The sequence below is a fragment of the Sorangium sp. So ce363 genome, assembly GCF_051520435.1.
In the GTDB taxonomy this organism is placed as follows: domain Bacteria; phylum Myxococcota_A; class Polyangia; order Polyangiales; family Polyangiaceae; genus Sorangium; species Sorangium cellulosum_B.
The window spans coordinates 8,130,572-8,155,972 of sequence record NZ_CP150333.1; the positions used below are offsets into that span (position 1 = coordinate 8,130,572).

Genomic DNA, 25,401 nt, shown 5'->3' on the forward strand with positions numbered 1-25,401 from the left:
GCCGCAGCGCCGGACACGATGTCCGGAGCCTATACCAGGTTCGGCTTCGGTGGCGTGTGCGGTAAGCTGCCGGGCGTGGACGGCGAGGGCACGGGGACGTCGGGGAGCACGGCGCGCAGCGCCGCGGAGATCCGCGGGCGCATCACGGCTTGCTTCAGCATGGCCGAGCTGCGCCGCTTCGCGGAGGAGCTCGGCGTGCCGGACATCCCCTGGGAGCGGGGGATCCAGGGAGCGGCGTACGAGCTCGTCCGCCGCTTCGAGCAGCGGCGCGAGCTCGGGCCGCTCGTCGAGCGCCTCCGCGCGGCGAGGCCGCTCGTGGAGTGGCCCGACACGCCGACGGTGCCGTCCGCCGCGTCGAGCGAACCGGCGCACACCGACATCCCCAGGCCGGCGCCGCTGCCGAACCTCTCGCCGATGGTGGCCCCATCACCTCCCCTGGAGATCGCGACGCTGGCGCCGCCGGCGATCTCGCCTACCCCGCGGACACCGAACGTCACCGGGCCGCAGCCCGCGAATGCGCGGCCGCCCGGCGCCGCGGGGCCGGCGCAGCTCCCGGCCGGCTCCCCGCGCGCCGGCGCGCCGGCGCGCCGGCCGCGCCGCATCGACTCGCGGCTCGCGCTCGCCGCCCTGGGGCTCGTGGCGGTAAGCCTCATCGTGGCCTTCCTCATCGGCAGGGCGTCGAGCGCGCCGGGCGACGACGCGGCGCGCGGGAGCGCCGCGTCCGCGAGCGCCGCGCAGAAGGGCGCCCCACCGCCAGCGGCGCGGCCGGACGGGGTCGCGTCACGCGCTGCCGCCGCGATCGACCGCAGGCTCGAGAGCCTGGCGCGGGCGTGCGAGATCCCGCCTGGCTCGGCGGAGGACGTGATGCGCCGCGCCTTCGAGCGCTGCGGGCCGCCGCCCGCCTCGGCGGGGCACCGGACGACGCCGGCGCAGCGGAGCGATCCGCCTGCCACACAGGCGCCGGGCGCGCTGCCGGCGTCTCCAGGGGCGGGGCCGCGTGCGGCGGCCGCGACCGGCCTTGCGCCCGCCGGCGGCAATGCCGGGTGCGTCGGGGCGTGCGAGCGGCGACACCAGGCGTGCAGGGCGACGCAGTGCGGTAAAGAGCCCACGCAGAGCACGCAGTACCAGCGTTACCAGGGCTGCCTGTCGGATTGTCTGGAGCAGGCGTCCAAGTGCCGCCTCGGCTGCCTCTGAGCCTCAGGGCGACGCGTCAGGGCGACGGCCGGCTGCGGCGCATCACGTTGACCGTGACGGTCGGCTCGTGCTCGGGGCAGCCGGTGCGACCGGCCTGGCTCGGGTCGAAGTCGATGCGAAAGCAGGTCTTGCAGACGCAGAGATAGGCGTCGTGGAACTCGCGGAAGTTGAGGATGTCCGCGGCGAAGAGGCTGAGGACGATGTCGCTGAGCAGGTCTTCCTCGCGCGGGCACGGCTCCCACGGCCCGAGGCCTCCGGCGCGGCGCACGCGCCCGCTGTCGATGGCCGCTGCGAGGAAGCGATCGTCCGCGGCGGGCGGCATGAAGGCGCGAAGCGAGGCGAGCACCCGGAGCCGCGCCGCGTCGACGAGCTGCTCGATCTCGGACGCATCCGGGGCCGCCGGGGCCTGATGGCCGAGCGCCACCTGCTTGGAGAAGCCCTCGGTCACGTAGCCCGGTCGCTGCATCCTCCCGGCGGCCACGAGGTGCTTCTCGAACCAGATCCCGAGCGCCGCCGCGCTCCGGGGAGGCCTGCCGACGAACGTGAGCGCCGCGAGCAGCGCGCGGCGCTCGTGATCGCTGGCGACGAGCGATACCGCGGACGGCAGCGTGGGAATCGAGGTGTGGGAGTCCTCTTGCGGCATGAACACCCCTTTGCTCTGCCCCAGTCTGCCCGAGGTCTTCTCTCGGGGTCCAGGCGTGATGGCGCCCCGGTCGGAGATTGCGGAACTTCCTGCAATGCGTCGCGTTACCGGCTCTTTGCCGCTTTTGTAGTGAACGGCGCGCAACGGATCTCAGTCCGTGATCTTGAGCACTCCGCTGTCGTCGAGCGCGCCGCTCGCGTCGGCGCCGTCCGAATCTGCCTCGATCTCCGCCTCGGACGCAGCGGGACGCAGGAACGACAGATCGAGGCCGCCCATGGGCTGCTGCGCCGCCGCGCGCGTGGCAGCGAGCGGCAGCGCCTCGGCGTCAGCAGCGGCGTGCGGGGCGGCGCGGCGCGCTTCCCGCTCAGGTCGCTTGTCGTCGCGGCGCGAGGGCTGCGCTGGGTCGCGCCGGCCGGCGCCGGGCTCGCGGGGCCGCTCCGGCGCTGGCGCCGCGGCGGCCTTCGGCGGGCGCGCGGCCTCCGCGCGCGCGGACGGCGGCGGTGTCCGGAGCGCCCTGTCCGTCTTCCTCGCCATGCGCGCGCGGGCGCGGGAGGGGGCGTTCTTCGCGAGCTCGATGCAGCTGCCGCGCATGGCCGCCGGGCAGGAGATGCGCACGTGCATGTGGTCGTCGTGCGCCTCGGCGCCCGTGGGCTGCATCATCGCGAGCTGCGCGCGGACGAGCAGCGCGCGGGAGACGCCGATCCGCTTGGCGTGCGCGATCAGCGCGGACCGGAGCGGATCGGCGATGAAGATGTGGCTCACGCGGGCGCGAGGATCGGTGAGCAGGTGCTGGACGAGCAGCCAGTTGCGCGGCAGGTCGAAGCGCGCCCCGGGCACGTTGGTCGAGGCGAGCCGGGCGTCGAACCGGAGGAAGATCGGCGCGTGGACCTGCTTGCCGCGCGCGTCGAGCGCGTAGAAGCCGAGGTCGACGTCGCGGCCGCTCTCGTGGGAGTTGTGGCGGTGGACCTCGCCGCCGCGCTGGCGCGACAGGTCGCCGACGTCGAGCACGGCGCCCGGGAAGCGCTTGGCCACGCCGCGCGCCGCGCGCTCGATCATGCCCACGAGCGCCGGTAGCCCCCAGCGGACGTCGGCGCCGGCATAGGCGGGCACGACGCGCACGTCCTTGCGCGAGGTGTCGAGCCGCACGCCGCCATCGAGGCGCCCTTCGTTGGGATGGCCGACCGACGAGGCGGGCGCCTGGGGCGCGGCCTTCTCTCTGGCCGGCTCGGACGATCGCGGGCCCGCGTCGCCGGCGCGGGGGCGGTGGCCCTTGCTGTCGTCCTTCGCGAGCCGCGCGCGCGGCGCGCGCTTCGTCGTCCCGCGCGCCCTGGCGGCAGCGGCGGCGTCCCGCGGCTTTGCTTCCGCGGTGGAGCGCGCGTGCGAGCGCGCCGGCGCATCCGGCGCCGCGGCGGCCGCCCGGGAGCCGGACAGGGAGAGCGCCAGGATCGTGAACAGCACGGAGAGCGGTCGAGGCACACCGGTGCGTTACGGGGTTTCCGCGGGCCGGGCCAAGAAGCCGGCGCCGCCTGGCCGCGCCCTCCGAGGGCCGCTCCCGAGACCTGCGCCGAGAGCGTGCGCCGAATGTGCGCTGGCAGGTGCGGTGAACGAGCGCAGGCGGACGCGACGAGCGCCTCATGCACCCCGGACACACGCGAGGTTCCCGTCGCCCGCCGGAAGCGTGGCCGAGAAGCGCGGATCACCTCGCGGCGCCGCGCCGCGGCCGGCGCCGCCCGGCCCCTGTGCCGCGCTGCGGCGCCGGCGCCACGGCATGTCGCAGCGGCAGCGGAGGCTTTTGCCTCGCGGCCAGTTGGGCTACCTCTCGGTCGGCCATGGACAAGGTCTACAAGAGCGCGCTGGATGCCGTGAGGGACATCCCGGGCGGCGCCACGATCCTCTCGGGCGGCTTCGGCCTCTGCGGCATCCCGGAGAACTGCATCGCGGCGCTCCGGGAGCTCGGCACGAAGGATCTCGTGGTCGTGTCCAACAACTGCGGAGTCGACGCCTTCGGCCTCGGGATCCTCCTTCAGAACCGGCAGATCCGGAAGATGATCTCGTCGTACGTCGGCGAGAACAAGGAGTTCGAGCGCCAGTACCTGAGCGGCGAGCTCGAGGTCGAGCTCACGCCGCAGGGCACGCTGGCCGAGCGCATCCGCGCCGGAGGCGCCGGGATCCCTGCGTTCTACACCCCGACCGGGGCGGGCACGGCCATCAGCGAGGGCGGGCTGCCCGTGCTCTATGGCCCGGACGGCGCGGTGAAGAGGTACTCCGAGAAGAAGGAGGTGCGCCAGTTCGACGGCCGCGACTACGTGCTCGAGCCCGCCATCCGCGGCGACTACGCGCTCGTGAAGGCCTGGAAGGGCGACCGGTTCGGCAACCTCGTCTACCGCCACACCGCCATGAACTTCAACCCGATGATGGCGATGGCCGCGAAGGTGACGATCGCCGAGGTGGAGGAGCTCGTCGACGTCGGCTCGCTCGACCCGGACCACATCCACACGCCCGGGATCTTCGTGCACCGGATCTTCCAGGGCGAGCGCTTCGAGAAGCGGATCGAGCGGCGGACGGTGCGCAAGGCGTCGGCCGCCTAGGCGGCGCGGGGACAGGGGACACGATGGGACTTACGCGGGAACAGATCGCGCAGCGCGCCGCGCTGGAGCTCAAGGACGGCTACTACGTCAACCTCGGCATCGGGATGCCGACGCTCGTCGCCAACTACATCCCCGCGGGGATCGAGGTGGTGCTCCAGAGCGAGAACGGGCTGCTCGGCATCGGCCCCTACCCGATCGAGGGCGCGGAGGACCCGGATCTCATCAACGCCGGCAAGGAGACCGTGACGATGCTCGCCGGCTCCGCGATCTTCTCGAGCGCCGAGTCGTTCGCGCAGATCCGGGGCGGCCACATCGATCTCGCGATCCTCGGGGCCATGGAGGTCTCCGAGAAGGGCGATCTCGCCAACTGGATGATCCCCGGCAAGATGGTGAAGGGGATGGGCGGGGCGATGGATCTCGTGGTGAGCGCGAAGCGCGTCGTCGTGATCATGGATCACGCGGCGAAGAACGGCGCGCCGAAGATCCTGAACGAGTGCGCGCTGCCCCTCACCGGGCGGGGCGTCGTCCACCGGATCATCACCGATCTCGCCGTGCTCGATGTGACGCCCGAGGGGCTCGTGCTGCGCGAGCTCGCGCCCGGCGTGAGCGCCCGAGAGGTGCAGGAGAAGACACAACCAACGCTCCGGGTCCCCTCCGACGTGAACGAGATGGACCTGCGGAGCGCCTGAGGGCTCGCCGATGACCTGGCCTGAAAAGACCCTGCCGACGACCGACGCGAGCGAGAAGCGCTCGCTGGGAGCGGGCGTGTTCCGTCGCTGCGACGGCTGCTCGCACACGCACGACGCCGCCGAGCTCGCGCGTACCTTCGAGGTGTGCTCGCAGTGCGGCCACCACCACAAGCTCGACGCCGACGGGTGGCGGAGGCTCCTGCTCGACGACGGCGAGCTCGCCGCGTGGGACGAGCACCTCGTCCCGAACGACCCGCTCCGGTTCAGCGACGGCAAGAGCTACCGGGACCGCGTCGCGGCGCTCCACAAGAAGGGCCGCGCGAAGGAGGCGATCGAGATCGGCCGCGGCAGGCTGGGCGGCCGCGACATCGCTTACGGCGCGTTCGTCTTCGCCTTCATGGGCGGGAGCATGGGCTCGGTCGTCGGCGAGAAGATCACCCGCCTGTTCGAGCGCGCGACGCGCGAGGAGCTCCCCGTGGTGCTCCTCCAGGCGTCGGGCGGCGCGCGGATGCAGGAGGGCATCCTCTCGCTGATGCAGATGGCGAAGAGCGTGTCCGCGCTCGAGCGGTACCGCAAGGCGCGGCTGCCGTTCCTGTCGGTGCTGCTCCACCCGACGACGGGCGGCGTCGCGGCGAGCTTCGCCTTCCTGGGCGACGCGAACATCGCCGAGCCCAAGGCGCTCATCGGCTTCGCCGGCCCGCGGGTCATCGAGAACACGATCCGGCAGACGCTGCCGGCGGGCTTCCAGCGGTCCGAGTTCCTGCTCGACCACGGGATGGTCGACGCCATCGTCCCGCGCCCCGAGATGAAGGCGTACATCGGGACGCTGCTCCAGCACCTCACGGCCAGCCGCCGGGCGCGGCGATGACCTCGGCGGCGCCGCGGCTGCCCGCGCTGCTCGAGGCGCTCGGGCAGCGGGCGCCGCGGGGGATGGAGCTCGGCCTCGGCCGGGTCCGCGAGGCGCTCTCCGCGCTCGGCGATCCCCACGAAGGCCTCCCGGCGGTGCACGTCGCCGGCACGAACGGCAAGGGCAGCGTGTGCGCGATGGTCGAGTCGATCGCGCGCGAGGCCGGGCTCCGGACCGGCCTGTACACGTCGCCGCACCTGTCTCGCTTCGCCGAGCGCATCCGCGTCGGGGGAGAGATGATCGGCGACGCGGCGCTCGAGCGCGCGCTCGCCGCCGCGCTCGAGCGTGTCCCCTCGCCGCTCACGTTCTTCGAGGCGCTGACGGTCGCCGCGTTCGTGGCCTTCCGCGAGGCGGACGTCGACCTCGCGATCCTCGAGGTGGGCCTCGGCGGGCGGCTCGACGCCACGAACGTGATCTCGGCGCCGCTCTGCACGGCGATCACGTCGATCGCGCTCGACCACCAGGCCGTGCTCGGCCCGACGCTGACGGACATCGCCCGGGAGAAGGCGGGCATCCTCAAGGCGGGCGCGCCCGCGGTGCTCGGCCCCCTCGATCCGGAGGCCGACGCCGCGATCGAGGCCGCCGCGCAGGCGATCGGCGCCGGGCCTCGCCTCCGCGTCGCGCCGGCGGAGCGCGGCGGGAGCGCGGGCGAGATCGCGGTGGGGCGCGGCGGGCGCGGGGCGGGCGCGGCGCGCGTCGCCGGGCCGGGGCGCCGCGAGATCGAGGTGGAGCTCGGCCTCCGCGGCGCGCACCAGGCCGAGAACGCGGGCGTGGCGTGCGGCGTCGCGTGGCAGCTCGCCGGGCGGTGGCCCGAGGTCGAGCGGGCGCTCGCGGGTGGGCTCGCCGCGGCCCGCTGGCCCGGTCGCCTGGAGCGGATCGACGCGGGCGGCGCCCATGTCCTGCTCGACTGTGCGCACAACCCGCACGGCGCGCAGGCGCTCGCGGCGTGGCTCGACGAGGGGGGTCCGGGGGCGGCGCTCACCACGCTCGTGTTCGGGGCGATGGCCGACAAGGGGTGGGGCGAAATGCTACAGGTGCTCGCGCCACGAGCGCACCGTCGGCTCTATGTGACGCCGAAGGGCCGCGCGGCCGCGCCGCTCGACGCGCTGCGCGGGGTCGCGCCGGGCGAGGCGATCGGCGATCCGCGCGCCGCGGTGGCGCGCGCGATCGAGGCCACCGCGCCGGGCGGGCTCGTGGTCGTGGCCGGCTCGATCTACCTGGTCGGCGAGGTGCGCTCGGCGCTGCTCGGCATCGTGGCGGATCCGGTCGTCACGCTCTGAAGCGGGCGCGAGCAGCGCGCTGTGCAGGCGCGTCGCTGCCCGCCCGCGCGCGGCGGGTGGCACGGGCGATGCCGTCCTCCGCGGCATGGCGTTCAGAAAGCGGCGTTCTCCGGTGCTCTTCTCTGCGGCGGCCCTCGTGGCGGCCGCGCTCGCGCGGACGGCGTTCCGCGCCCTGCGGCAGCTCGATCTTCGCGGCCGGGTCGTGGTCATCACGGGCGGCTCTCGCGGCCTGGGGTTGCTGCTGGCCGAGGAGTTCGGCCGGCACGGCGCCCGGGTGGCGATCGCCGGCCGCGACGCGGAGGCGCTCTACCGGGCGGAGCAGCGGCTGCAGGCGCTCGGCGTCGAGGTGCACGCGGCGGCGTGCGATCTCGGCGACCGCGCCGCGGCCGAGGCGTTCATCGACGGCGTGGCGAGGGCGTTCGGCCGGATCGACGTGCTCGTCAACAACGCCGGCGTGATCCAGGTCGCGCCGATGCAGGACCTCCGGGTGGAGGAGCTCGACGAGGCGATGCGCTCGAACTTCTGGAGCGCGGTCCACGCGACGCTGCGCGCGCTGCCGCACCTGAGGCGGCATGGGCGCGCGGCGCGCATCGTGAACGTGGTGTCCATCGGCGGGCGCGTCGCCGTGCCGCACCTGCTCGGGTACAACGCGTCGAAGTTCGCGATGATGGGCTTCTCGGAGAGCGTGCAGGCGGAGCTCACGCACGGCGGCGCGAGGGGCCCGCGCGTCACGACCGTGATCCCGGGGCCGATGCGCACGGGGTCGATCTACAACGCCGCGTTCGGCGGCAGCCCGCAGCACGAGTTCGGCTGGTTCGGCCTGGCCTCGTCGCTCCCGATCGCGACGATCGACGCGCGGCGCGCGGCGCGGCGGGTGGTGGCGGCGGCGCGCGAGGGGCGCGCGGAGGTGAAGCTCGGGCTGTCGTCGTACCTGCTGAGCTGGGCGCACGGCATCGCGCCCCAGGCGACGGTGAGGCTGATGGGCCTCATCAACGCGCTCCTGCCAGCACCCGGCGGCGGCGAGGGCACGACGAAGGGCCGGGACCTGCGCACGCCGGCGCAGGGGTCCGTCTTGCTGCGCCTGAGCAACGAGGCAGCTCGGCGCAACAACGAGGCGCCGCCGGCAGCGGCGCGATAACGACCGCGCTGCAAAAGCAGCGCAGTAGCGACCGCGCTGCAAAAGCGGCCCCGTAGCGACCTCGCTGTAAACACGGCGCCGTAGCGACCGCGCTGTAAACACGGCGCGTCGCTACCGAGCTGCAAAACGGCGCAGACGCGGCACGATAGCGGCCACGCCACAAAGCCGCGCGATGTAGGCCGCGCCAATGTCGCCGCGGCGGCGATTGGCCGTAGGCCGTCTTGGCAAAGGTTGCTAAGGGTGGTCTCCTCAGCCCCACACCACAGAGAGGGACCGTGCCGAAGCACACCAAGAAGGATCCTAGGGAGGGCGCTCCGTCGGCGACGGGCGAACCGCAGAAGCAGGCCGCAGGCCGCAAGCTCTTCGGCACCGACGGGGTGCGCGGCGTGGCGAACCAGCCGCCGATGACCCCCGAGATGGCGCTGCGGCTCGGGCGCGCGATCGCGTTCGTCGCGAGCCACGGGAAGTCGCGGCAGGTGCGGGTGGTGATCGGGAAGGACACGCGCCTGTCCGGCTACATGCTCGAGACCGCGATCGCGTCCGGCGTGTGCGCCATGGGCGGGCGCGTGATGCTGAGCGGGCCGATCCCCACGCCGGCGGTCGCGCAGCTCACGCAGAGCATGCGGGCCGACGCCGGGGTCGTGATCAGCGCGAGCCATAACCCGTATCAGGACAACGGCATCAAGATCTTCGGGCCCGACGGCTACAAGCTGCCCGACACCGCGGAGGAGGAGATCGAGCGGCTGATGGAGAGCCACGAGCTCGACGAGGCGCGGGTGGTCGGGGCGGCGATCGGCAGCGCGGTGAAGCTCGACGACGCGCGCGGCAGGTACGTCGTGTTCTGCAAGAACACGTTCCCCACGGCGCTCTCGCTGGACGGTGTGAAGATCGTCGTCGACGCGGCGCACGGGGCGGCGTACCGCGTGGCCCCCTCGGTGTTCACCGAGCTCGGCGCGAACGTGACGGCGCTCGGCGTGAAGCCGAACGGCCGCAACATCAACCGCGAGACCGGCGCCCTGCACCCGGAGCACGTGAAGGCCGAGGTGCTCAAGCGCGGCGCGGCCATCGGCATCGCGCTCGACGGCGACGCGGACCGGGTGATCATGGTCGACGAGCGCGGCGAGGTCGTGGACGGCGACGCGATCATGGCGCTCTGCGCGCTCCGGATGCTGCGCACCGGCAAGCTGCCGCGGAACACGATCGTGACGACGGTGATGTCGAACCTCGGGCTCGAGCGGGCGCTCAAGGCCCATAGCGGGCACGTCGTCCGCACGGCGGTCGGGGATCGCTACGTCGTCGAGGCGATGCGGAACGGCGGCTACTCGTTCGGCGGCGAGCAGTCGGGGCACCTCATCTTCCTGGACCACGCGACGACGGGCGACGGCATCGTGGCGGCGCTGCAGGTGCTCGCCATCATGATGGAGGAGGACAAGCCGCTGAGCGAGCTCGCCTCGAAGGCGATGCAGCGGGTGCCGCAGGTCCTCGAGAACGCGACGTTCGCGACGCGGCTGCCGCTCGACAGCATGCAGCGTACGCGGGTCACCGTGGATCGCATCGAGAAGACGCTGGGCGACAAGGGGCGCATCCTCGTGCGCTGGAGCGGGACGGAGCCGAAGCTCCGCGTCATGGTCGAGGGCGAGGACGCGTCGACCATCGGCGCGTACGCGCTCGAGATCATCGAAGCGGCCAAGCAGGACGTCGCTGGGGCATCGGCGTAGCCAGGGCTGCCCGGCCCCCGGAGAGGGTGTCCTCTGCGGGGGCCTACCGCTGTCTGAGGGACGCCGACGCTGGCTACAGCGCGCGGCGCATGAAGAGGTCTTCCAGCGTCTCGCGGCGCGGCGCCACCTCGACGACCTGCGCGCCCGCCGCGAGCGACGCCCGCAGCACCTCGCGCACGCGCGCCTCGCCCTCCACATCGACCACGACGACGTCGCCCCGGCGCGTGGTCGCGAAGCCCTTCGCGCCGAGATCCGCAAGGAGGCCTTCGCTCGCGCCCGCCAGCGTGACCTCGGTGCGCAGCACGTCGCCCCGCAGCAGCTGGCGGATCGCGCCGCTCACCACCACCTGGCCCTCGCGCAGGATCGCCACGCGATCGCACATCGCCTCGACGTCGCTCAGGATGTGCGTCGAGAAGAAGATCGTCCGGCCCTGATCGCGCTCCGCGAAGATGAGATCGCGCACCTCCTTGCGGCCGACCGGATCGAGGCCGCTCATCGGCTCGTCGAGGATCAGCATCTCCGGATCGGCCACCAGCGCGGCCGCCAGCCCCGTGCGCTGCAGCATCCCCTTCGACAGCCGGCGCACCTGCCGATCCGCCGCGTACGCGATCTTCACCTGATCGAGCACCTCCATCGCCCGCCTACGCAGCGCCGCGCCGCGCATCCCGGAGAGGCGGCCGCAGAGCTCCACGAACTCGCGCGGGGTGAGGTAGGGGTAGACGTACGGGTTCTCCGGCAGAAAGCCGATCTTCCGGCGCGCCTCGGGCGACGGCACGCGCGCGCCGAACAGGTACGCCTCGCCGCCGGTCGGGGCGATGAGGCCCGTCAGCATCTTGATCGTCGTCGTCTTGCCGGCCCCGTTCGGCCCGAGGAAGCCGAAGATCTCGCCGCGCCGTACGCCGAAGCTCACCCCCTTGACCGCCTCGACCGCCCTCCGGCGCAAGAAACCCACCCGGAACGTCTTCAGGAGGCCGCGGACGTCGATCAGCAGCTCGCCCTCCGGCGCCCCTTCCTCGACGGAGCTGGCCGGCGCGGCACCCCGGTCGCGCGGCTCGACGATGCGCTCGGCTGCGTTGCTCATGCGCCCTCCTCCCCCTCGGGGCTCTCGCCCGGCGCGCCGTCTGCCGGCCGCGCCCGGCCGCGCGCGTTGGCCGCGCTGTACTCGTGCAGCTTGTACTGGATCTTGCGCGGGCTGATCCCGAGGATCGTCGCGGCCTTCGAGGTCGAGCCCTTGCACGCCTCGAGCGTGCGCAGGATCGCGTAGCGCTCCAGGTCGTAGATGGTGCTCCCCGGGACGCGCGGCATCGCGTCGACGGACTCGGCCGGCTCGGACGACATCTGCGCCGGCAGGTGCCGGAGCTCGATGCGCGCGCCGTCGCAGAGCACCGCGGCCCGCTCGATCGCGTTCTCCAGCTCGCGCACGTTGCCGGGGAACGAGTAGGACGTCAGCGCCGACAGCGCCTCGTCGGTGAAGCCCTCGATGCGCTTGCCGTTCTCCTGCGCATAGCGGCCGAGGAAGAACGTCGCGAGCTCGGGGATGTCGCTCCGGCGCTCGCGGAGCGGCGGGATCTCCAGGGTGACGACGTTGAGCCGGTAATAGAGGTCCTCGCGGAACACCCCCTCGGCGATGCGCTGGCGCAGATCGCGGTTCGACGCGGCGAGGATCCGCACGTCGACCTTGAGCGTCTCGTTGCCGCCCACCCGCTCGAACGTCCGCTCCTGCAGGAAGCGCAGGAGCTTCACCTGCGTGGCCAGCGGGATCTCGCTCACCTCGTCCAGGAACAGGGTGCCGCCGCTCGCCTGCTCGAAGCGGCCCTCGCGGCGGCCGACGGCGCCGGTGAAGGCGCCGCGCTCGTGGCCGAACAGCTCGCTCTCGAGGAGCGACTCGCTCAGCGCGGCGCAGTTCAGCCGGACGAGCGGCGCCTTCGCCCGCGGGCTGGCGCGGTGGATCATCTCGGCGATGAGCTCCTTGCCCGTGCCCGTCTCGCCCACGATCAGCACGCTCGCGCGGCTCGGCGCCACCTGCTCGACCAGCCGGAGAACCTTCGCCATGCTCGGGTGGCTCGCGATCACGTGCCCGAACGCGTTGCGCTCGCGCAGCCGCTCGCGCAGCCGCGAGTTCTCCTGGAGGAGCCGCGCCCGCTCCACCGCGCGCTCGACCACGACCGCGAGCACCGAGAAATCGAGCGGCTTCGTCAGGTAGTTGTACGCGCCCTTCTTCACGGCCTCGACCGCGCTCGAGATGGTGCCGAACGCCGTCATCACCACGAAGGTCGCGTCCGGCAGCGCGAGCTGCGCCTTCTCCATCATCCGGATGCCGTCGAGCCCAGGCATCTTCAGATCGGTCAGGACCACGTCGGGCGCGAACTCCTCGAGCTTGCCGAGCGCCTTGAAGCCGTCGGCCGCGGTCTCGGTCGTGTACCCCTCCTCGCGGAGGATCTCCGAGAGCGCCGCGCGCGCGTTGGCCTCGTCGTCGACGATCAGGATGCGCCCGCGGGATGCCATGGTGATGGCTTTCCTAGCATGCGCGTCCGCGGAATTGGACGGCTGCTCGGCCCCGGCCGAGCGGCGGCGGGACCGCAGGGCGCTCTGGTCGAGCACGTTTGCGACCGAGGCGCCGGCGCGGCGGCGCGGCGGCGTGCCTCGCGCAGAGAAGGCCGAAAGGCTCGGCATCACCGCGCGGGGATGCCGTACTTATCGAGCCGTGCGGCGCGCCTGTCGCGGAGCTGCTGCCAGCGAAAACCGCTGTTTCACGCGCCGCCCGGAGTGATACAACGGGCCGCGCGCGAGGTCTCCACCGTCCCGATTGGCGGGCGTTTCCTTGTTCGACCTCGCGGGTGAGGCTCGATGCATACGCTTCGGAAGGTGTTTGCCGACAGGCCCCGGCGCGCTGCGCTCACGGCGCTGCCGCTCGTCGGCTCGCTCACGCTCGCGGGCGCTGCCGAGGCGCAGCAGCCGCAGCCGCCCTTCGGACCTCAGCCGATCCCAGGCCAGCCCGCGCAGCCGCCCGGCGCTTTCGGGCCCGAGCAACCTCCCGCGCAACCCGGCCCCTTCGGGCCACAGCCCGGTCAGCCCGGCCCCTTCGGGCCGCAGCCCGGTCAGCCCGGCCCCTTCGGGCCGCAGCCCGGTCAGCCCGGCCCCTTCGGGCCGCAGCCCGGTCAGCCCGGCCCCTTCGGGCCGCAGCCGGGCTTTCCGGGCGACGCTCCGCCGCAGTTCGGGCCGCAGCCGGGCCAACCGCCGCCGGACGGGAGCGTCTCTTTCGGCGCGCAGGCGTCGGTCGGTGATCAGGGCCTCCAGGCCAGCGCGACGGCGCCGACATCCACCGCGTGGGACGAGGAGGAGCGGGCGCTCTCCCTCACCGCGCAGCCGAACCTGTGGGGCTCGACCGGCCTCCTCAGGACGTCGTACGCGGGCTCGGGCGCGCCGGGCACCTTCCGGGTGTCGTTCCTGCTCGACTGGTTCTCCACGAGCGGCTTCCTCTGCGATCCGGCGGAGTCGACGCTCGCCGGTCACCCGATCACGTGCGGTCCTGACGCGAAGGAGGACTCGGCGAGCCACGTCGGAGCGTTCTTCGCGCTGAACGCGACCCCCCTGCCCTTCCTCGAGGGGTACGCGTCGATCCGCACGTTCGCGAACGCGAACGACCAGGGTCGTCCGCGGCTGCTGCAGGTGCTCGGCGACACGACGTTCGGCGTGAAGGCGTTCACCCCCACGAAGATCGGCAAGCCGTTCTCCTTCGGCGGCGAGGCGCAGCTGCTCCTGCTCAACGGGACCGGCAACGTCGGCCTCGCCGGCGGCGGCACGAGCGCGGTCTTCCGCGGGCTCGCGTCGCTCGATCTGCGCAAGCCGCAGGGCAAGGGGTTCCCGCTGCGGGTGAACGTGAACCTCGGCTACAAGCTCGACAACTCCGGCGTCCTCGTGGAGGAGGTCGAGAAGGCGCGCGCGAAGGCGTTCACGGACGATCGCGAGCGGCAGCCGATCTCGCGGATCGAGCGGTTCGGGCTCGGCATCAACCGCGTCGACTTCTTCCAGACCCACCTCGGCGTCGAGGTGCCGCTGCCGAAGGTGCAGCCTTACCTGGAGTACACCCTCGACATCCCGGTGAACCGGCAGGGTTACGAGTGCCACACGAAGACCGTGTCGCGCGGCGACGTCTGCCTCGGGCTCGACGACTTCGCGTCTCCTGACCCGCAGAACCAGGGCGGACCGGGTTATGCCGCGGCGCCGTCGCGGCTGTCGCTCGGCGTGCGGGTGACGCCGTTCGAGAAGGCGTTCCGCGGGCTCTCCGGACACGCGGCGTTCGACCTCGGCCTGTCGGCGACCTCCGTGTTCATCGAGGAGGTCGCGCCTCAGGCGCCGTGGACGCTCTATCTCGGGATTGGCTATGCGTACGATACGAAGCAGAAGGAGCCGCCGCCGGCCCCGGCGCCGCAGATCATCAAGGAGCCGCCGCAGCTCGTGCCGGCGCCGCAGACCTTCGCGCGCGGCTTCGTGCACGAGCAGAGCAAGCCCGACGCGGCGGTGGCGGACGCCATCGTGACGATCGAGGGCGCGGCTCAGCCGCCGTACGCGACAGGGCCGGACGGCCGCTTCCTCACACGGCACCTCGATCCGGGGACGTACACCTTCAACATCCGGGCGAACGGGTACAAGCCCGGCACCTGCCAGGCGACGATCCTCCCTGGCGGGGCAGCGCCGGGGCAACCCGGGGCGTTCGGCCCGCAGCCCGGGCAGCCCGGCGCCTTCGGTCCGCAGCCTGGACAGCCCGGCGCCTTCGGTCCGCAGCCTGGACAGCCCGGCGCCTTCGGTCCGCAGCCTGGACAGCCTGGGCCTTTCGGTCCGCAGCCCGGGCAGCCCGGCGCCTTCGGTCCGCAACCCGGACAGCCTGGGCCTTTCGGTCCGCAGCCCGGGCAGCCCGGCGCCTTCGGTCCGCAACCCGGACAGCCTGGGCCCTTCGGCCCGCAGCCCGGGCAGCCCGGCGCCTTCGGTCCGCAGCCTGGGCCCTTCGGCCCGCAGCCCGGACAGCCTGGGCCCTTCGGTCCGCAGCCGGGAGGGCCTGGCGCTGCGCCGAGCCCGGCACAGCCGCAGGGGCCGACGTTCGTGGACGTCGACTGCTCCCTCGAGGCGCTGCCCAAGACGGGCAACATCGTCGGGACGGTGAAGGACGCGGAGAGCGGGGACGCGGTCGCTGGCGCGACGATCCGGCTGGTCGACGCTGCGGGCCGCGAGCAGACGGCGACGGCCGACGGCAGCGGCGCCTTCCGTTTCCCCGACCTGCCGGCCGGCGCGGTGACGCTCAAGGTCGAGGCGCAGGGCTACATGAACCACGTCAACCAGGCCGACGTCCGGACGAGCGAGGACACGCGCGCCGCCCTCACGGTGAACAAGCGGCCGAAGATCTCGCTCGTGAAGGTGCTGGGCAACGAGATCAAGATCTCGCGGCAGATCCACTTCGAGACCGACTCGGCGAAGATCCTCGGCGACTCGAACGCGCTGATGGAGGAGATCGCGGACGTGCTCCAGCGGAATCCGAACATCCGCAAGATCGAGATCCAGGGGCACACCGACAACACGGGCGGGCGCGAGCACAACCAGACGCTCAGCGAGGCCCGGTCGAACGCGGTGCGCGCCTGGCTGATCCGGGCCGGCGTGGACGGCTCGCGGCTGCTCGCGAAGGGCTATGGGCAGGATCGCCCCGTCGCGCCGAACGTCACGCCCGCGAACAAGGCCAAGAACAGGCGCGTTCAGTTCATCATCGTGGAGAAGTGAGCCAGGTCCGCCGCCGGGCGGGCCCCGCATCCGGCCGCGCCTCGGCGTCGCTTGTCGGCGCCGGGGCGCTGCGATAGGGCACGCGCATGATCAAGCAGGTCATCGCGACCGCGCTGGCGGTGGTGGCGGGTTGCGCGGCGCCCACCCCGGCGCCCGATGCCCGGCCAGCCGAGAGCGCCCGGCCTTCCTCCGTCGGCGCCGCGCCCACGGCGGCAGCAACGACGGCAGGGGCCAGCGCGGCTGAGGTGGCGTCAGCGCCTCGCCCCGAGGACGCAAGCGCGCCGGAGCCGCCGCAGGACGGGGGCGATCGCGGGGCCGCCGAGGCGCCCGCGGCCGACGCGTCGCCAGGCCCAGGAGCGGAGCCCAGCGCAGGCGCCGACGCGAGCGCCGCGACCTCCGCCCGCGCGGACAACAAGATCCTGCCGGCGCTCGAGAGCGAGGAGCTCACGGCGCGAGCCAGGGCGTTGTTCGACGCCATCGCGAAGAAGGAGCCGGCGCTGGCCGAGCCCTTCTGGTTCCCCAAGGAGCCGTTCATCCCGCTCAAGGACGTGAAGGACCCCGGCAAGTACTGGGACAACCTCCACGCCGCTTACGTGAACGACGTGAAGTCGATGCATCGGAAGCGCAAGAGCTGGGAGGGGGCGCGGTTCGTCAGCTTCGTTGTGGGCTCCAAGCCGAAGTGGGTGCCTCCGGGGGACGAGGTCAACAAGATCGGCTATTACCGCTCCTTTCACGGCAAGCTGAAGTACGAGATCGACGGGAAGCCGGCGAGCCTGGACGTCCACACGATCATCTCGTGGCAGGGCCGCTGGTACATCACGCACCTCGGCGACTTCAAGAAGCGCTAGGCGTCCGCGCCCGTTCTTGTGGACGCTGCGCGGGCGCGCCGCCATGGTCTCCGCGTGGCGCCGCTCGTCTCCGTCTTGCTCCCGTACCGGCAGGCGGAAGCGACGATCGAGGAGGCGCTGGAGAGCGTGCTCGCCGAGCGCGCGGTCGACCTGGAGGTGGTCGCCGTGGACGACGGCTCGACGGACGGCGGCCCTGCCAGGGTCGCGCGCATCGCGCAGCGCGATCGCCGCGTCCTCCAGGTCGCGACGGGCGGTGTGGGGATCGCACAGGCGCTCTCGCGGGCGACGGAGGCGGCGCGCGGCGAGCTCCTCGCCCGCATGGACGGCGACGACATCTCGGTCGGCGAGCGGCTCGCGCGACAAGCGGAGATGCTCCTCCGGGATCCGCGGCTCGACGTCGTCGGAGCCCGCGTCGAGGCGTTCGCTGCCGGACCGATCGGCGAGGGCATGCTGCGCTACGTCGACTGGCTGAACTCGATCGTCACCCCGGAGGACCACGCGCGCGAGATGTTCGTGGAGTCCCCGCTGTGCCACCCGTCGGTGATGCTGCGGCGGAGCGCGCTGGAGCAGGTGGGCGGGTTCCGGGAGGTCCCGTGGGCGGAGGACTACGACCTGTGGCTGCGCCTCGACGCCGCGGGCGCGCGGATGGCGAAGCTCCCGGAGCTCGGCCTGCGCTGGCGGCACCGCGAGGGGCGCGCCACCTTCGCCGATCCGCGGTACGCGATCGCGAGGTTCCTCGAGGCAAAGGCGCACTACCTCGCGAGGAAGCTGCGCCCAGCGCGCCCGGTAGCCGTGTGGGGCGCGGGAAAGACAGGCCGGCGGCTGGCGAGGGCGCTCGCCCGGAACGGCGTGGCGCCCGCGCGGTTCGTGGACATCGATCCGCGCAAGATCGGCCGGATCGCGCAGGGCGCGCCGATCGTCGACCCGTCGCGGCTGGAGCGCGGCGCAGAGACCCTCGTCGTCGCCGTGGGGGCGCGGGGGGCGCGCGCGCTCATCCGCGGCCACCTCGCGGCGCGCGGCTTCGTCGAGGGCTCCGACTACCTGTGCGCCTCCTGAGCGCGCGGCGGGCGACGCTTTGCAACCGCGCGCTCTTTTGGGAGGATTCGATCCCACAGCGATGCGGGTCCCGGTGCTCACGAGCAAGCTCGACTTCCCTCCGCCAGAGCGCGCGACCCCGGAGGGGATCGTGGCCGTGGGCGGCGAGGCCTCGCCGGAGCGGCTGCTGGCCGGCTACCGCCGGGGCATCTTCCCCTGGCCTCACGAGGGGCTGCCGCTGCTCTGGTTCTCCCCGGATCCGCGCTTCGTCCTGCCGCCGCGCGAGGCGCACGTCCCGCACTCGCTGCGCAAGCGGGTGCGCCGGGGCGAGATCGAGGTGCGGACCGATACGGCGTTCGAGCGGGTCATGCAGGCCTGCAGCGCCGCGCCGCGCCCTGGGCAGAACGGCACGTGGATCACCGAGGAGCTCATCGCCGGCTACACGGCGCTGCACGCCGCCGGGGTCGCGCACAGCATCGAGGCGTGGTCGAACGGCGAGCTCGTCGGCGGCCTCTACGGCGTGTCGCTGGGGCGGATGTTCTTCGGCGAGTCGATGTTCGCACGCGCGCCCGACGCCTCGAAGGTCGCGTTCGCGACGCTCCTCGGGAACCTCGTCGCCTGGGACTTCGCGCTGGTGGACTGCCAGGTGTACACGGACCACCTGGAGCGATTCGGCGCCGTGGAGTGGCGGCGGCGCGAGTTCCTCAGGGCGCTGAAGGTGGCGCTCGACGCCCCGACGAAGATGGGACCGTGGCGCTTCGACCTCGAGCCCGCGCAGGCGATCGAGCGGCTCATCTCGCGGTGATCGCGCCCGAGCTTCGGCCGCGCGCCGCTCGACCCCGCCGCTAGGAGCGCTCGCCGCCCGAGCCGTCCTTGATCTCTCGGAGCAGCTCCTCGATCCGCCGCTCAGCGTCCGGCCCCTCGTCGTAAAAGAAGCGCAGCGTCGGCACCACGCGCAGTCCCATCGTGCGGGCGACGTCCCTGCGCAGCCGGCCCGACGCCGCGTCTAGCCCCTTGAGCAGGGCGCGGCGCGCCGCGGCGTCCTCCGCGCCGAATTCGTGGCGCACGTGGACCTTCGCGCTCTGCAGGTCGTCGGTGATCTCCACGCGCGACACGAGCACGCCGGCGATCCGCGGGTCACGCAGATCCCGGAGCAGGTTGGACAGATCCTCACGGAGCCGCTCGGCGACCCGCGTCGCCCGCTTCACCACGCCGCTCATTCGTCGTCCTCTGCGTCCTCGAACATGTCCGAGGACGCTCCCAGATCTCCATCGTCACGGCCGAGCGCCTGCTCGATGCCGCCCTGCACCCCAGCGCCTCCATCGCCGAACGGCACGATCTCGGTCGCCCGATCCGTGAGGACGGCGTGCGGCAGCGACCCTGCCATCGCGGCCACGTCCGCGAGGACCTTGTCGCACATGACCGCCGAGTTCGAGACGACCGCGACGCCGAGCGTCGCCCGCCTCGGATCGTCGAGCACGCCAACCTCGGCGATCGACACGCGCATCCGGCTCTGCGCCCGCTCCTTCAAGGAGCGCACCACGCTGCGCTTGTCCTTGAGGGAGCGGGCCCCGACGATATCGAGACGGAGACGGAGTACACCCACGAACATCGGATGAGGCTCAGAGCTTCGTCTTGACCTCTTCGATCTCGAAGCTCTCGATGATGTCGCGCTCCTTGATGTCCGAGTAGCCCTCGAGCGAGATACCGCACTCGAACCCCTCGACCACCTCTTTCACGTCATCCTTGAACCGGCGCAACCCGGACAGGCGACCCGTCCAGACCACGGCGTTGTCCCGGATGAGGCGCGCCTCGCCGGTGCGCTTGACCGAGCCGCTGATGGCCATGCAGCCGGCGACCGTGCCCGCCTTCGTGATCTTGAAGACCTGGCGGACCTCGGCGCGGCCGAGGACCTTCTCCACCTTGGTCGCGGGGAGCAGCCCCTCCATCGCGCTCCGGATGTCGTCGACGGCGTTGTAGATGATGTTGTAGAGCCGGATCTCGACGCCTTCGTTCTCGGCCAGAGCGCCCGCCTTGCCGGCCGGCCTGACGTTGAAGCCGACGATGATCGCCTTCGACGCGACCGCCAGGTTGACGTCGCCCTCGGTGATGCCGCCGACGGCGCCGTTCACGATCGTGACCTTCACCTTCTGGGTCGAGAGCTTCGCCAGCGCGTGGATGATCGCCTCGACCGAGCCCTGCACGTCGCCCTTGATGATCAGCTTGAGCTCGAGCTGATCGGCCTCCTGCAGGTTCTTCGTGATGGACTCGAGCGAGACGCGCGAATCCTGCGGGATGAGCGTCTTCGACGCCTTCTTGCGGCGGGTCTCGGCGATCTCCTCCGCGGTCTTCCCGTCCTTGACGGCGTGGACGGGATCGCCCGCGCTCGGCACCTCGTTGAGGCCGAGGACCTCGACGGGCGTCGCGGGGCCGGCCTCGGCGACGGAGCGCCCGAGCTCGTCGGTCATCGCCCGGACCTTGCCCCACGCGGCGCCGGCCAGGAGGATGTCGCCCGTGCGGAGCGTGCCGTCCTGGACCATGACGCGCGCGACCGGGCCGCGGCCACGATCGAGCAGCGCCTCGATGACGGTGCCGCTGGCGCGCTTCTTCGGGTTGGCGCGGAGGTCCTGGACCTCGGCGAGGAGCAGGACCGACTCGAGGAGCTGGTCGATGCCCTGCCCCAACTTCGCCGACACGCTGCAGAACATCGTCTCGCCGCCCCACTCCTCGGGCTGCAACCCGAGCGCGGCGAGGTCGCGCTTGATCTTGTCGGCGTCGGCGCCCGGCTTGTCGATCTTGTTCACCGCGACAAGGATCGGCACCTTCGCGGCCTGGGCGTGCGAGATCGCCTCCTTGGTCTGAGGCATCACGCCGTCGTCGGCCGCGACCACCAGGATCACGATGTCGGTGAGCGAGGCGCCGCGGGCGCGCATCGCCGTGAACGCCTCGTGGCCCGGCGTGTCGAGGAAGGCGATCGTGCCGCGCGGCGTCTCGACGCGGTAAGCGCCGATGTGCTGGGTGATCCCGCCGGCTTCGCCCTCGGCGACCGTGGCCTTCCGGATCCTGTCGAGCAGCGACGTCTTGCCGTGGTCGACGTGACCCATGACGGTGACGATGGGCGGACGGATCTCCACCTCTTCGTCGGTGTCGGCCCCGGCCTGCATGGCCGCGCTCAGCGTGTCCTGCTCGCTGACGGCCACGTCCTCGACGCTCCAGCCGAACTCACTCGCGAGGATCTTCGCGGTTTCGGCGTCAAGCGTGCTGTTGATGTTCACGCCCGTCATGCCCATCGACAGGAGCCGCATGAGCACGTCCGTCGCCTTCAGGCTCATCTTCGCGGCGAGCTGCTGGAGGGTGACCTGCTCCTCGATCTTGATGACCTTCTTGTGCGAGGCCATCTCCTGCGTGGAGACCTGGACCGGCTTGCGCGGGAGACCACCGCCACCCGGGCGCTGCCGCCCGAACATCCCGGGGCGGGTGTTCCGACCGCCCATGGGCCGGCCGCCTGGACCGAAGCTGGGACCACCAGGGCGTGCCTGCTGGGCGTTGGCGCGCGGATCGTAGGTCGTGCGCCGCGCCGGCGGCGTGCCGGTGCGGGGAGCCGGCATCGTGACGCCGGGGCGCCCCTGCCAGACCTCAATGCCGGTCTTCGGCGGCGAGGACGGGCGGCGCGGCGCCTGTCCCGGCGTGCCGGCCGGATCTTCCGGCTTGGCCGCGGGCGCAGGCGGCGTGGTCGGCCGAGCGCCCGGGCGGGCGGCGGCCGGAGCTGCAGGCCGCTGCGGCGCGGGCGGCGGCGACGTCGGCCGCGACGCCCCCTGCGCTGGAGCAGGCGCGGGCGCCGAGGGCGCGGCTTGCGGCCGGGTCGGCGTCTGCGCCGCGGCTGCTCCGGGCGCTGCGGCTGCTGCGGCAGGCGCAGGCGCTGCGGCAGGCGCAGGCGCTGCGGCAGGCGCCGCTGCGGCAGGCGCCGCTGCGGCAGGCGCAGGGATCGGCGCGGGCGCAGCCGCCTGCGCGGGGGCGGCAGCTGGCGCCTCGGGCGCAGCCGCAGCGGGGACGGGCGCCGGCGCGGCGGCGGTGGCAGGCGGCGCCGCGACAGGCGGCGCAGGCTTCGGCTCGGGCGAGGTCACCTTCGTCTCCTCCGCGGCCGCGGACGCCGCGGCAGGCGCGGTTGCTGCGGGAGCGGGAGCCGCCGGGGGCGGCGGCGCAGGGGGCGCAGCCGCAACAGGCGGCATCGCCGGGGCAGGCGCATTGGGCGCGGGTGCGGGAGCAGGCTCGCGCGGGCTCACGGCGACGACCGGCTCGGGGGCCGGCGCCGAGGGCGCTGCGACGGGAGCGGCGGGCGGCGCAACGGGGCGACGGGGCGGCGCTTCGTCCTGAGCGGCGCGCTCGGGCGGCGACGAAGCCAGAGCGGGCTCAGCCGCAGGCCGAGAAGGCGCAGGCTCCGGAGCAGCGCGAACGGGCGCCTCCGACAGGTCAGGCCCGCGGCCTGGCGAGGACGGCTCGGGCTCGGCCCCGGGCCGTGCGCGACGCTTGACGACCGTGGGGCGGATCCTCTCCTCCACCACCTCAGGCGACTTTTGCCGCTCGAGGTGCCGCTTAACCCGCTCGACGACGTCGGACTCGACGGCGCTCATGTGATTGCGCACGTCGCCTATACCCATGGACTGGAAGAGCGCGACCAGCGTCTTCTGGTCCATGTTCAGCTGCTTGGCGACCTCGTAGACCCGGACTTTGCTCATGCACCTCGCTCCACGTTAACCAATCCGCCTCACCCATCCGCGCGGGCGACGATTTGCGGCCACTCTGTCGACCGTCGAGGCGCGTCCGGTAGAACCGGACACCGCCGCCCTGCCCCCGACCGCACCGCCTCCCCCCATGCCCGGCGCAGTAGCAAGAAGCCGACCGGACCCACTCTCCGGCACCCGCCGCTCCTCGCGGCTGGTAAGCGCGCCCTCCAGGCTGCCGGGTCTTCCCCCGACATCCTCGGACGCCGAGAGAACCCCGGCCCCGGGGTTCTCGCGCTCCACGCCTGACGTCCCCGGCCCTCGGCGACGCGAGAGGCCAGCATGGCCAGGCGGCGCCTTCCGATGCTCGGGGCTCTCGCCTTCCTCCGATCGGGCGGCCGCGCTGCGCGAAGGCCGCCCCCTGCGACCGGCGCCGCGGCGCCCACCCTCCGCGGCGTCCTCGCCCCGCTCGACGCGCGCGCACGTGTCCACGACGTGCGCTGCGTTCGCGATGGCAGCGGCGATCGACGCCGCCGAGATCGCCATCACGGCCACGCCGCGCTCGCGCGGGCCGCCCGCCAGGGCGCCGAGCCCCTGCTTGCTGCCCCACGCGACGGCGCGCCCTTCGGCGACGGCGCGCCGGACCTCCGGCAGATCCGCGCCTGCCGCGGCGTCGCACGCGACCAGGACGAGCGCGGCCTCACCGCGCACGCACGACCCAACGACCGCATCGGCGCCGATCGCCGCGCTCTGGGAGCGGACGGCGGCACGGACGAGCCCGTGGAGCCGGCGCTCGGTAGCCCCTCGGATCGCCCGCGCCAGCGAGACGGTCGTGAGCGGTTCGACGCCCTGCGCCTGATCGCCGGCGCCCTCGGCGCCTCCTCCAGCGGCCCCCACGATCGCGTGGACACGTCCCTTCGCGGCGCGGGCGAGCCCCCGGGCGACCGCCGCCGAGAGGCAGTCCTGCTGCGGGTGGACGTGTGCGCCCCGCCCGAACCCGCCGTCGCCCGGATCTACCGCGACCACACCGCCGGGACCAAGGATGAGCCGGACGAGCGGACGAGCGCCGCGGACGTCGTCGACGCCGACGCGCTCCCCGCAGCCGACGCACGTGCGCACTCGCCCCTTCTCGAAGGGCTCACGCTCACCCGCGTCGCTCTGTCTGCTCACTGCTGATCCCATCCTCGGCCCTCTACTTCTCCTCGCAGCCTACGCGTGCCTCACGTCTGCGGCGCGACGAACGTCCGCCCGCGCCGCATCGAGCACCTTCTGCTCGCTTTCAACGAAATCCCGCGCCCCCTGCTTGATGGCGCGCGCCTTCTTGATGCCGAGGCCGGTGCGGATCGCCAGCCGATCCTCGTCCTCCCGCAGCACGTCCTCGACGCTGCGGTACCCGGCCTCCTCGAGCAACACCACCGTCCGATCGCCGACGCCACGGATGAACATCAGCCGCTCGCGGTCGGTGAGCGGCTCGGTGCGCGAGCTCGCGGAGCGGATGCGCTCCTGCCGCAGCCGCTCCATCGTCGTGTCCGCCTGCGACTTGATGCGATCGGCGGCCTCGACCCCGCCGAGACCCGGGATGGCCGCGAGCTCCTCGACCGAGGCCTCGCTGACCTCCTCGAGCGCGCGGAAGCCGAGCCGGTACATGGACTTGGCGATCTGCTCCGTCACCACGTCCATCTGCTGCAAGGCGGAGATCGCCTCTTCTTCCATCTGCTTGAACTTGGTCTCGCTGATGATGTCGAGCTTCCAGTTCGTCAGCTGCGCGGCGAGCCGCACGTTCTGGCCCTTGCGCCCGATCGCGAGCGACAGCTTCTCGTCCGGCACCACGAGCTCCATGCGCCCGTCGGCCTCGTCGACGATCACCTTGTGCACCTCGGCCGGCTGGATCGCGGCGATGACGTAGCGCGCCGGATCACGATCGAACGGCACGATGTCGATCTTCTCGCCGCGGAGCTCCTGGACGACCGCCTGCACGCGCGAGCCCTTCATGCCCACGCACGCGCCCACCGGATCGACGTCCGCGTCGCGGCTGGTCACCGCGATCTTCGAGCGGGCGCCCGGCTCCCGGGCGACCGACACGATCCGCACGATGCCCTCGTAGATCTCGGGGACCTCGGCCTCGAAGAGCTTCTCGACGAGCCGGGGATCGGAGCGAGAGAGGATGACCTGCGGGCCGCGGGCCTCGCGATCGATGTCCTTCACGTACGCCACGATGCGGTCCCCGGGCCGGTACGTCTCGCGCGGCGTCTGCTCGCGGAACGTGAGCACGCCCTCGGTGCGGCCGATGTCGACGATGATGTTGTTGCCCTTCTCGAACCGCCGCACGATGCCGCGGATGAGCTCGCCCTTGCGATCCTTGTACTCGTTGAAGATGAGATCGCGCTCGGCGTCGCGCACGCGCTGCAGCAGGACCTGCTTCGCCGTCTGCGCGGCGATGCGCCCGAAGGTCGTGCGGCCGTGCTTGAGCTTCAGGATGTCGCCGTATTCCTTGTCCTGATCGCGCGCCTTCTCCGCGTCCTCGGGCCGCCAGAAGACCTGGAAGCCGAGCTCCTCGCCCAGGGTCGCATCCAGCTTCAGCTTGTCCACGTCAGTGATGGAGATCTCGCGCTCCGGCTCCGTCACGGCCTCGACCACGGTCATGTACTGGAAGAGGTCGATCTGCCCGGTGTCCTCGTTGAAGCGCGCCTCGAGCTCGCGGGTGGGGCCGAAGACGCTCTGCGCGGCCTTCAAGATCGCGGCCTCGATCGTCTCGACGAGGATCTTCTTGTCGATCCCCTTCTCCTTCGCGACCTGATCGAGGATGCTGCCGAGGCTCGTCTCCGAGGTCGGCATCGCTGCCATCGTTGCCATGACGTCCCTGTCTCCTGA

The 25,401-nt window shown here is 72.7% G+C and carries 20 protein-coding genes; 11 read left to right on the forward strand and 9 right to left on the reverse strand.

The window, feature by feature from the left end; all coding sequences use genetic code 11:
* Positions 1-18: 18 nt before the first annotated feature.
* Positions 19-1,194: a hypothetical protein gene (locus WMF12_RS30510; RefSeq protein ID WP_437851053.1), complete on the forward strand. Its 1,176-nt coding sequence runs from the start codon at positions 19-21 to the stop codon at positions 1,192-1,194.
* 16 nt (positions 1,195-1,210) lie between these two features.
* Here the strand turns inward: WMF12_RS30510 and WMF12_RS30515 are convergent, their stop codons facing one another.
* The gene (locus tag WMF12_RS30515) at positions 1,211-1,837 is read right to left on the reverse strand and encodes a hypothetical protein (protein WP_437851055.1); all 627 of its coding nucleotides are present in this window, start codon (positions 1,835-1,837) and stop codon (positions 1,211-1,213) included.
* 150 nt (positions 1,838-1,987) lie between these two features.
* Entirely contained in the window at positions 1,988-3,313 is a 1,326-nt protein-coding gene (locus WMF12_RS30520) for a penicillin-insensitive murein endopeptidase (protein WP_437851056.1), read from the reverse strand.
* A 353-nt stretch (positions 3,314-3,666) separates the two neighbouring features.
* On the opposite strand from WMF12_RS30520, the gene WMF12_RS30525 reads away from it, so the two are divergent.
* From WMF12_RS30525 to glmM, 6 genes are all read left to right on the forward strand, one after another.
* Positions 3,667-4,425 carry a CoA transferase subunit A gene (locus WMF12_RS30525; protein WP_437740179.1) on the forward strand — a complete coding sequence of 253 codons (759 nt, stop codon included), beginning with the start codon at positions 3,667-3,669 and terminating at the stop codon, positions 4,423-4,425.
* Between the two features lie 23 nt (positions 4,426-4,448).
* A complete protein-coding gene (locus tag WMF12_RS30530) occupies positions 4,449-5,114 on the forward strand; it encodes a CoA transferase subunit B (RefSeq protein WP_012238413.1) in 666 nt (221 codons plus the stop codon).
* Between the two features lie 10 nt (positions 5,115-5,124).
* Positions 5,125-5,982 carry an acetyl-CoA carboxylase, carboxyltransferase subunit beta gene (accD, locus tag WMF12_RS30535; RefSeq protein WP_437740180.1) on the forward strand — a complete coding sequence of 286 codons (858 nt, stop codon included), beginning with the start codon at positions 5,125-5,127 and terminating at the stop codon, positions 5,980-5,982.
* Complete coding sequence (locus WMF12_RS30540; protein ID WP_437851058.1) at positions 5,979-7,301, forward strand: bifunctional folylpolyglutamate synthase/dihydrofolate synthase; 1,323 nt, start codon at positions 5,979-5,981, stop codon at positions 7,299-7,301. The genes accD and WMF12_RS30540 overlap by 4 nt, the downstream gene beginning before the upstream one ends.
* An 85-nt stretch (positions 7,302-7,386) precedes the next feature.
* The gene (locus tag WMF12_RS30545; protein WP_437851060.1) at positions 7,387-8,439 is read left to right on the forward strand and encodes an SDR family NAD(P)-dependent oxidoreductase; all 1,053 of its coding nucleotides are present in this window, start codon (positions 7,387-7,389) and stop codon (positions 8,437-8,439) included.
* Between the two features lie 275 nt (positions 8,440-8,714).
* Positions 8,715-10,157 carry a phosphoglucosamine mutase gene (gene glmM, locus WMF12_RS30550; protein WP_437851062.1) on the forward strand — a complete coding sequence of 481 codons (1,443 nt, stop codon included), beginning with the start codon at positions 8,715-8,717 and terminating at the stop codon, positions 10,155-10,157.
* Between the two features lie 73 nt (positions 10,158-10,230).
* On the opposite strand, the gene WMF12_RS30555 is transcribed toward glmM, so the two are convergent.
* Complete coding sequence (locus WMF12_RS30555; RefSeq protein ID WP_437851064.1) at positions 10,231-11,238, reverse strand: ABC transporter ATP-binding protein; 1,008 nt, start codon at positions 11,236-11,238, stop codon at positions 10,231-10,233.
* The gene (locus WMF12_RS30560; protein WP_437293693.1) at positions 11,235-12,662 is read right to left on the reverse strand and encodes a sigma-54-dependent transcriptional regulator; all 1,428 of its coding nucleotides are present in this window, start codon (positions 12,660-12,662) and stop codon (positions 11,235-11,237) included. The genes WMF12_RS30555 and WMF12_RS30560 overlap by 4 nt, the downstream gene beginning before the upstream one ends.
* 342 nt (positions 12,663-13,004) lie before the next feature.
* Between WMF12_RS30560 and WMF12_RS30565 the strand changes: the two genes are divergently transcribed.
* The 4 genes from WMF12_RS30565 (at position 13,005) to aat (ending at position 18,614) form a co-directional block, all read left to right on the forward strand.
* Positions 13,005-15,926, forward strand: a complete 2,922-nt coding sequence (locus tag WMF12_RS30565) for a carboxypeptidase regulatory-like domain-containing protein (RefSeq protein WP_437851066.1) — start codon at positions 13,005-13,007, stop codon at positions 15,924-15,926.
* A gap of 86 nt (positions 15,927-16,012) precedes the next feature.
* The gene (locus WMF12_RS30570; protein WP_437851068.1) at positions 16,013-16,774 is read left to right on the forward strand and encodes a hypothetical protein; all 762 of its coding nucleotides are present in this window, start codon (positions 16,013-16,015) and stop codon (positions 16,772-16,774) included.
* 54 nt (positions 16,775-16,828) lie between these two features.
* Positions 16,829-17,830 (forward strand): glycosyltransferase, encoded by a 1,002-nt coding sequence (locus WMF12_RS30575; protein WP_437851070.1) that lies wholly within the window; start codon positions 16,829-16,831, stop codon positions 17,828-17,830.
* A 61-nt stretch (positions 17,831-17,891) separates the two neighbouring features.
* Positions 17,892-18,614: a leucyl/phenylalanyl-tRNA--protein transferase gene (gene aat / locus WMF12_RS30580; protein WP_437851072.1), complete on the forward strand. Its 723-nt coding sequence runs from the start codon at positions 17,892-17,894 to the stop codon at positions 18,612-18,614.
* A gap of 40 nt (positions 18,615-18,654) precedes the next feature.
* On the opposite strand, the gene rbfA is transcribed toward aat, so the two are convergent.
* From rbfA to nusA, 5 genes are read right to left on the reverse strand one after another with little or no spacing between them, the layout of a single operon-like run.
* Positions 18,655-19,029, reverse strand: a complete 375-nt coding sequence (rbfA, locus tag WMF12_RS30585; RefSeq protein WP_437740188.1) for a 30S ribosome-binding factor RbfA — start codon at positions 19,027-19,029, stop codon at positions 18,655-18,657.
* A complete protein-coding gene (locus WMF12_RS30590) occupies positions 19,026-19,421 on the reverse strand; it encodes a DUF503 domain-containing protein (RefSeq protein WP_437851074.1) in 396 nt (131 codons plus the stop codon). Before WMF12_RS30590 ends, rbfA begins: the two co-directional genes overlap by 4 nt.
* A 10-nt stretch (positions 19,422-19,431) precedes the next feature.
* Positions 19,432-22,545 carry a translation initiation factor IF-2 gene (gene infB / locus WMF12_RS30595; RefSeq protein ID WP_437851075.1) on the reverse strand — a complete coding sequence of 1,038 codons (3,114 nt, stop codon included), beginning with the start codon at positions 22,543-22,545 and terminating at the stop codon, positions 19,432-19,434.
* A 15-nt stretch (positions 22,546-22,560) separates the two neighbouring features.
* Complete coding sequence (locus WMF12_RS30600) at positions 22,561-23,700, reverse strand: YlxR family protein (RefSeq protein WP_437851077.1); 1,140 nt, start codon at positions 23,698-23,700, stop codon at positions 22,561-22,563.
* Positions 23,701-23,739: 39 nt separating this feature from the next.
* A complete protein-coding gene (gene nusA, locus WMF12_RS30605; protein ID WP_437851079.1) occupies positions 23,740-25,383 on the reverse strand; it encodes a transcription termination factor NusA in 1,644 nt (547 codons plus the stop codon).
* Positions 25,384-25,401 lie beyond the last annotated feature (18 nt).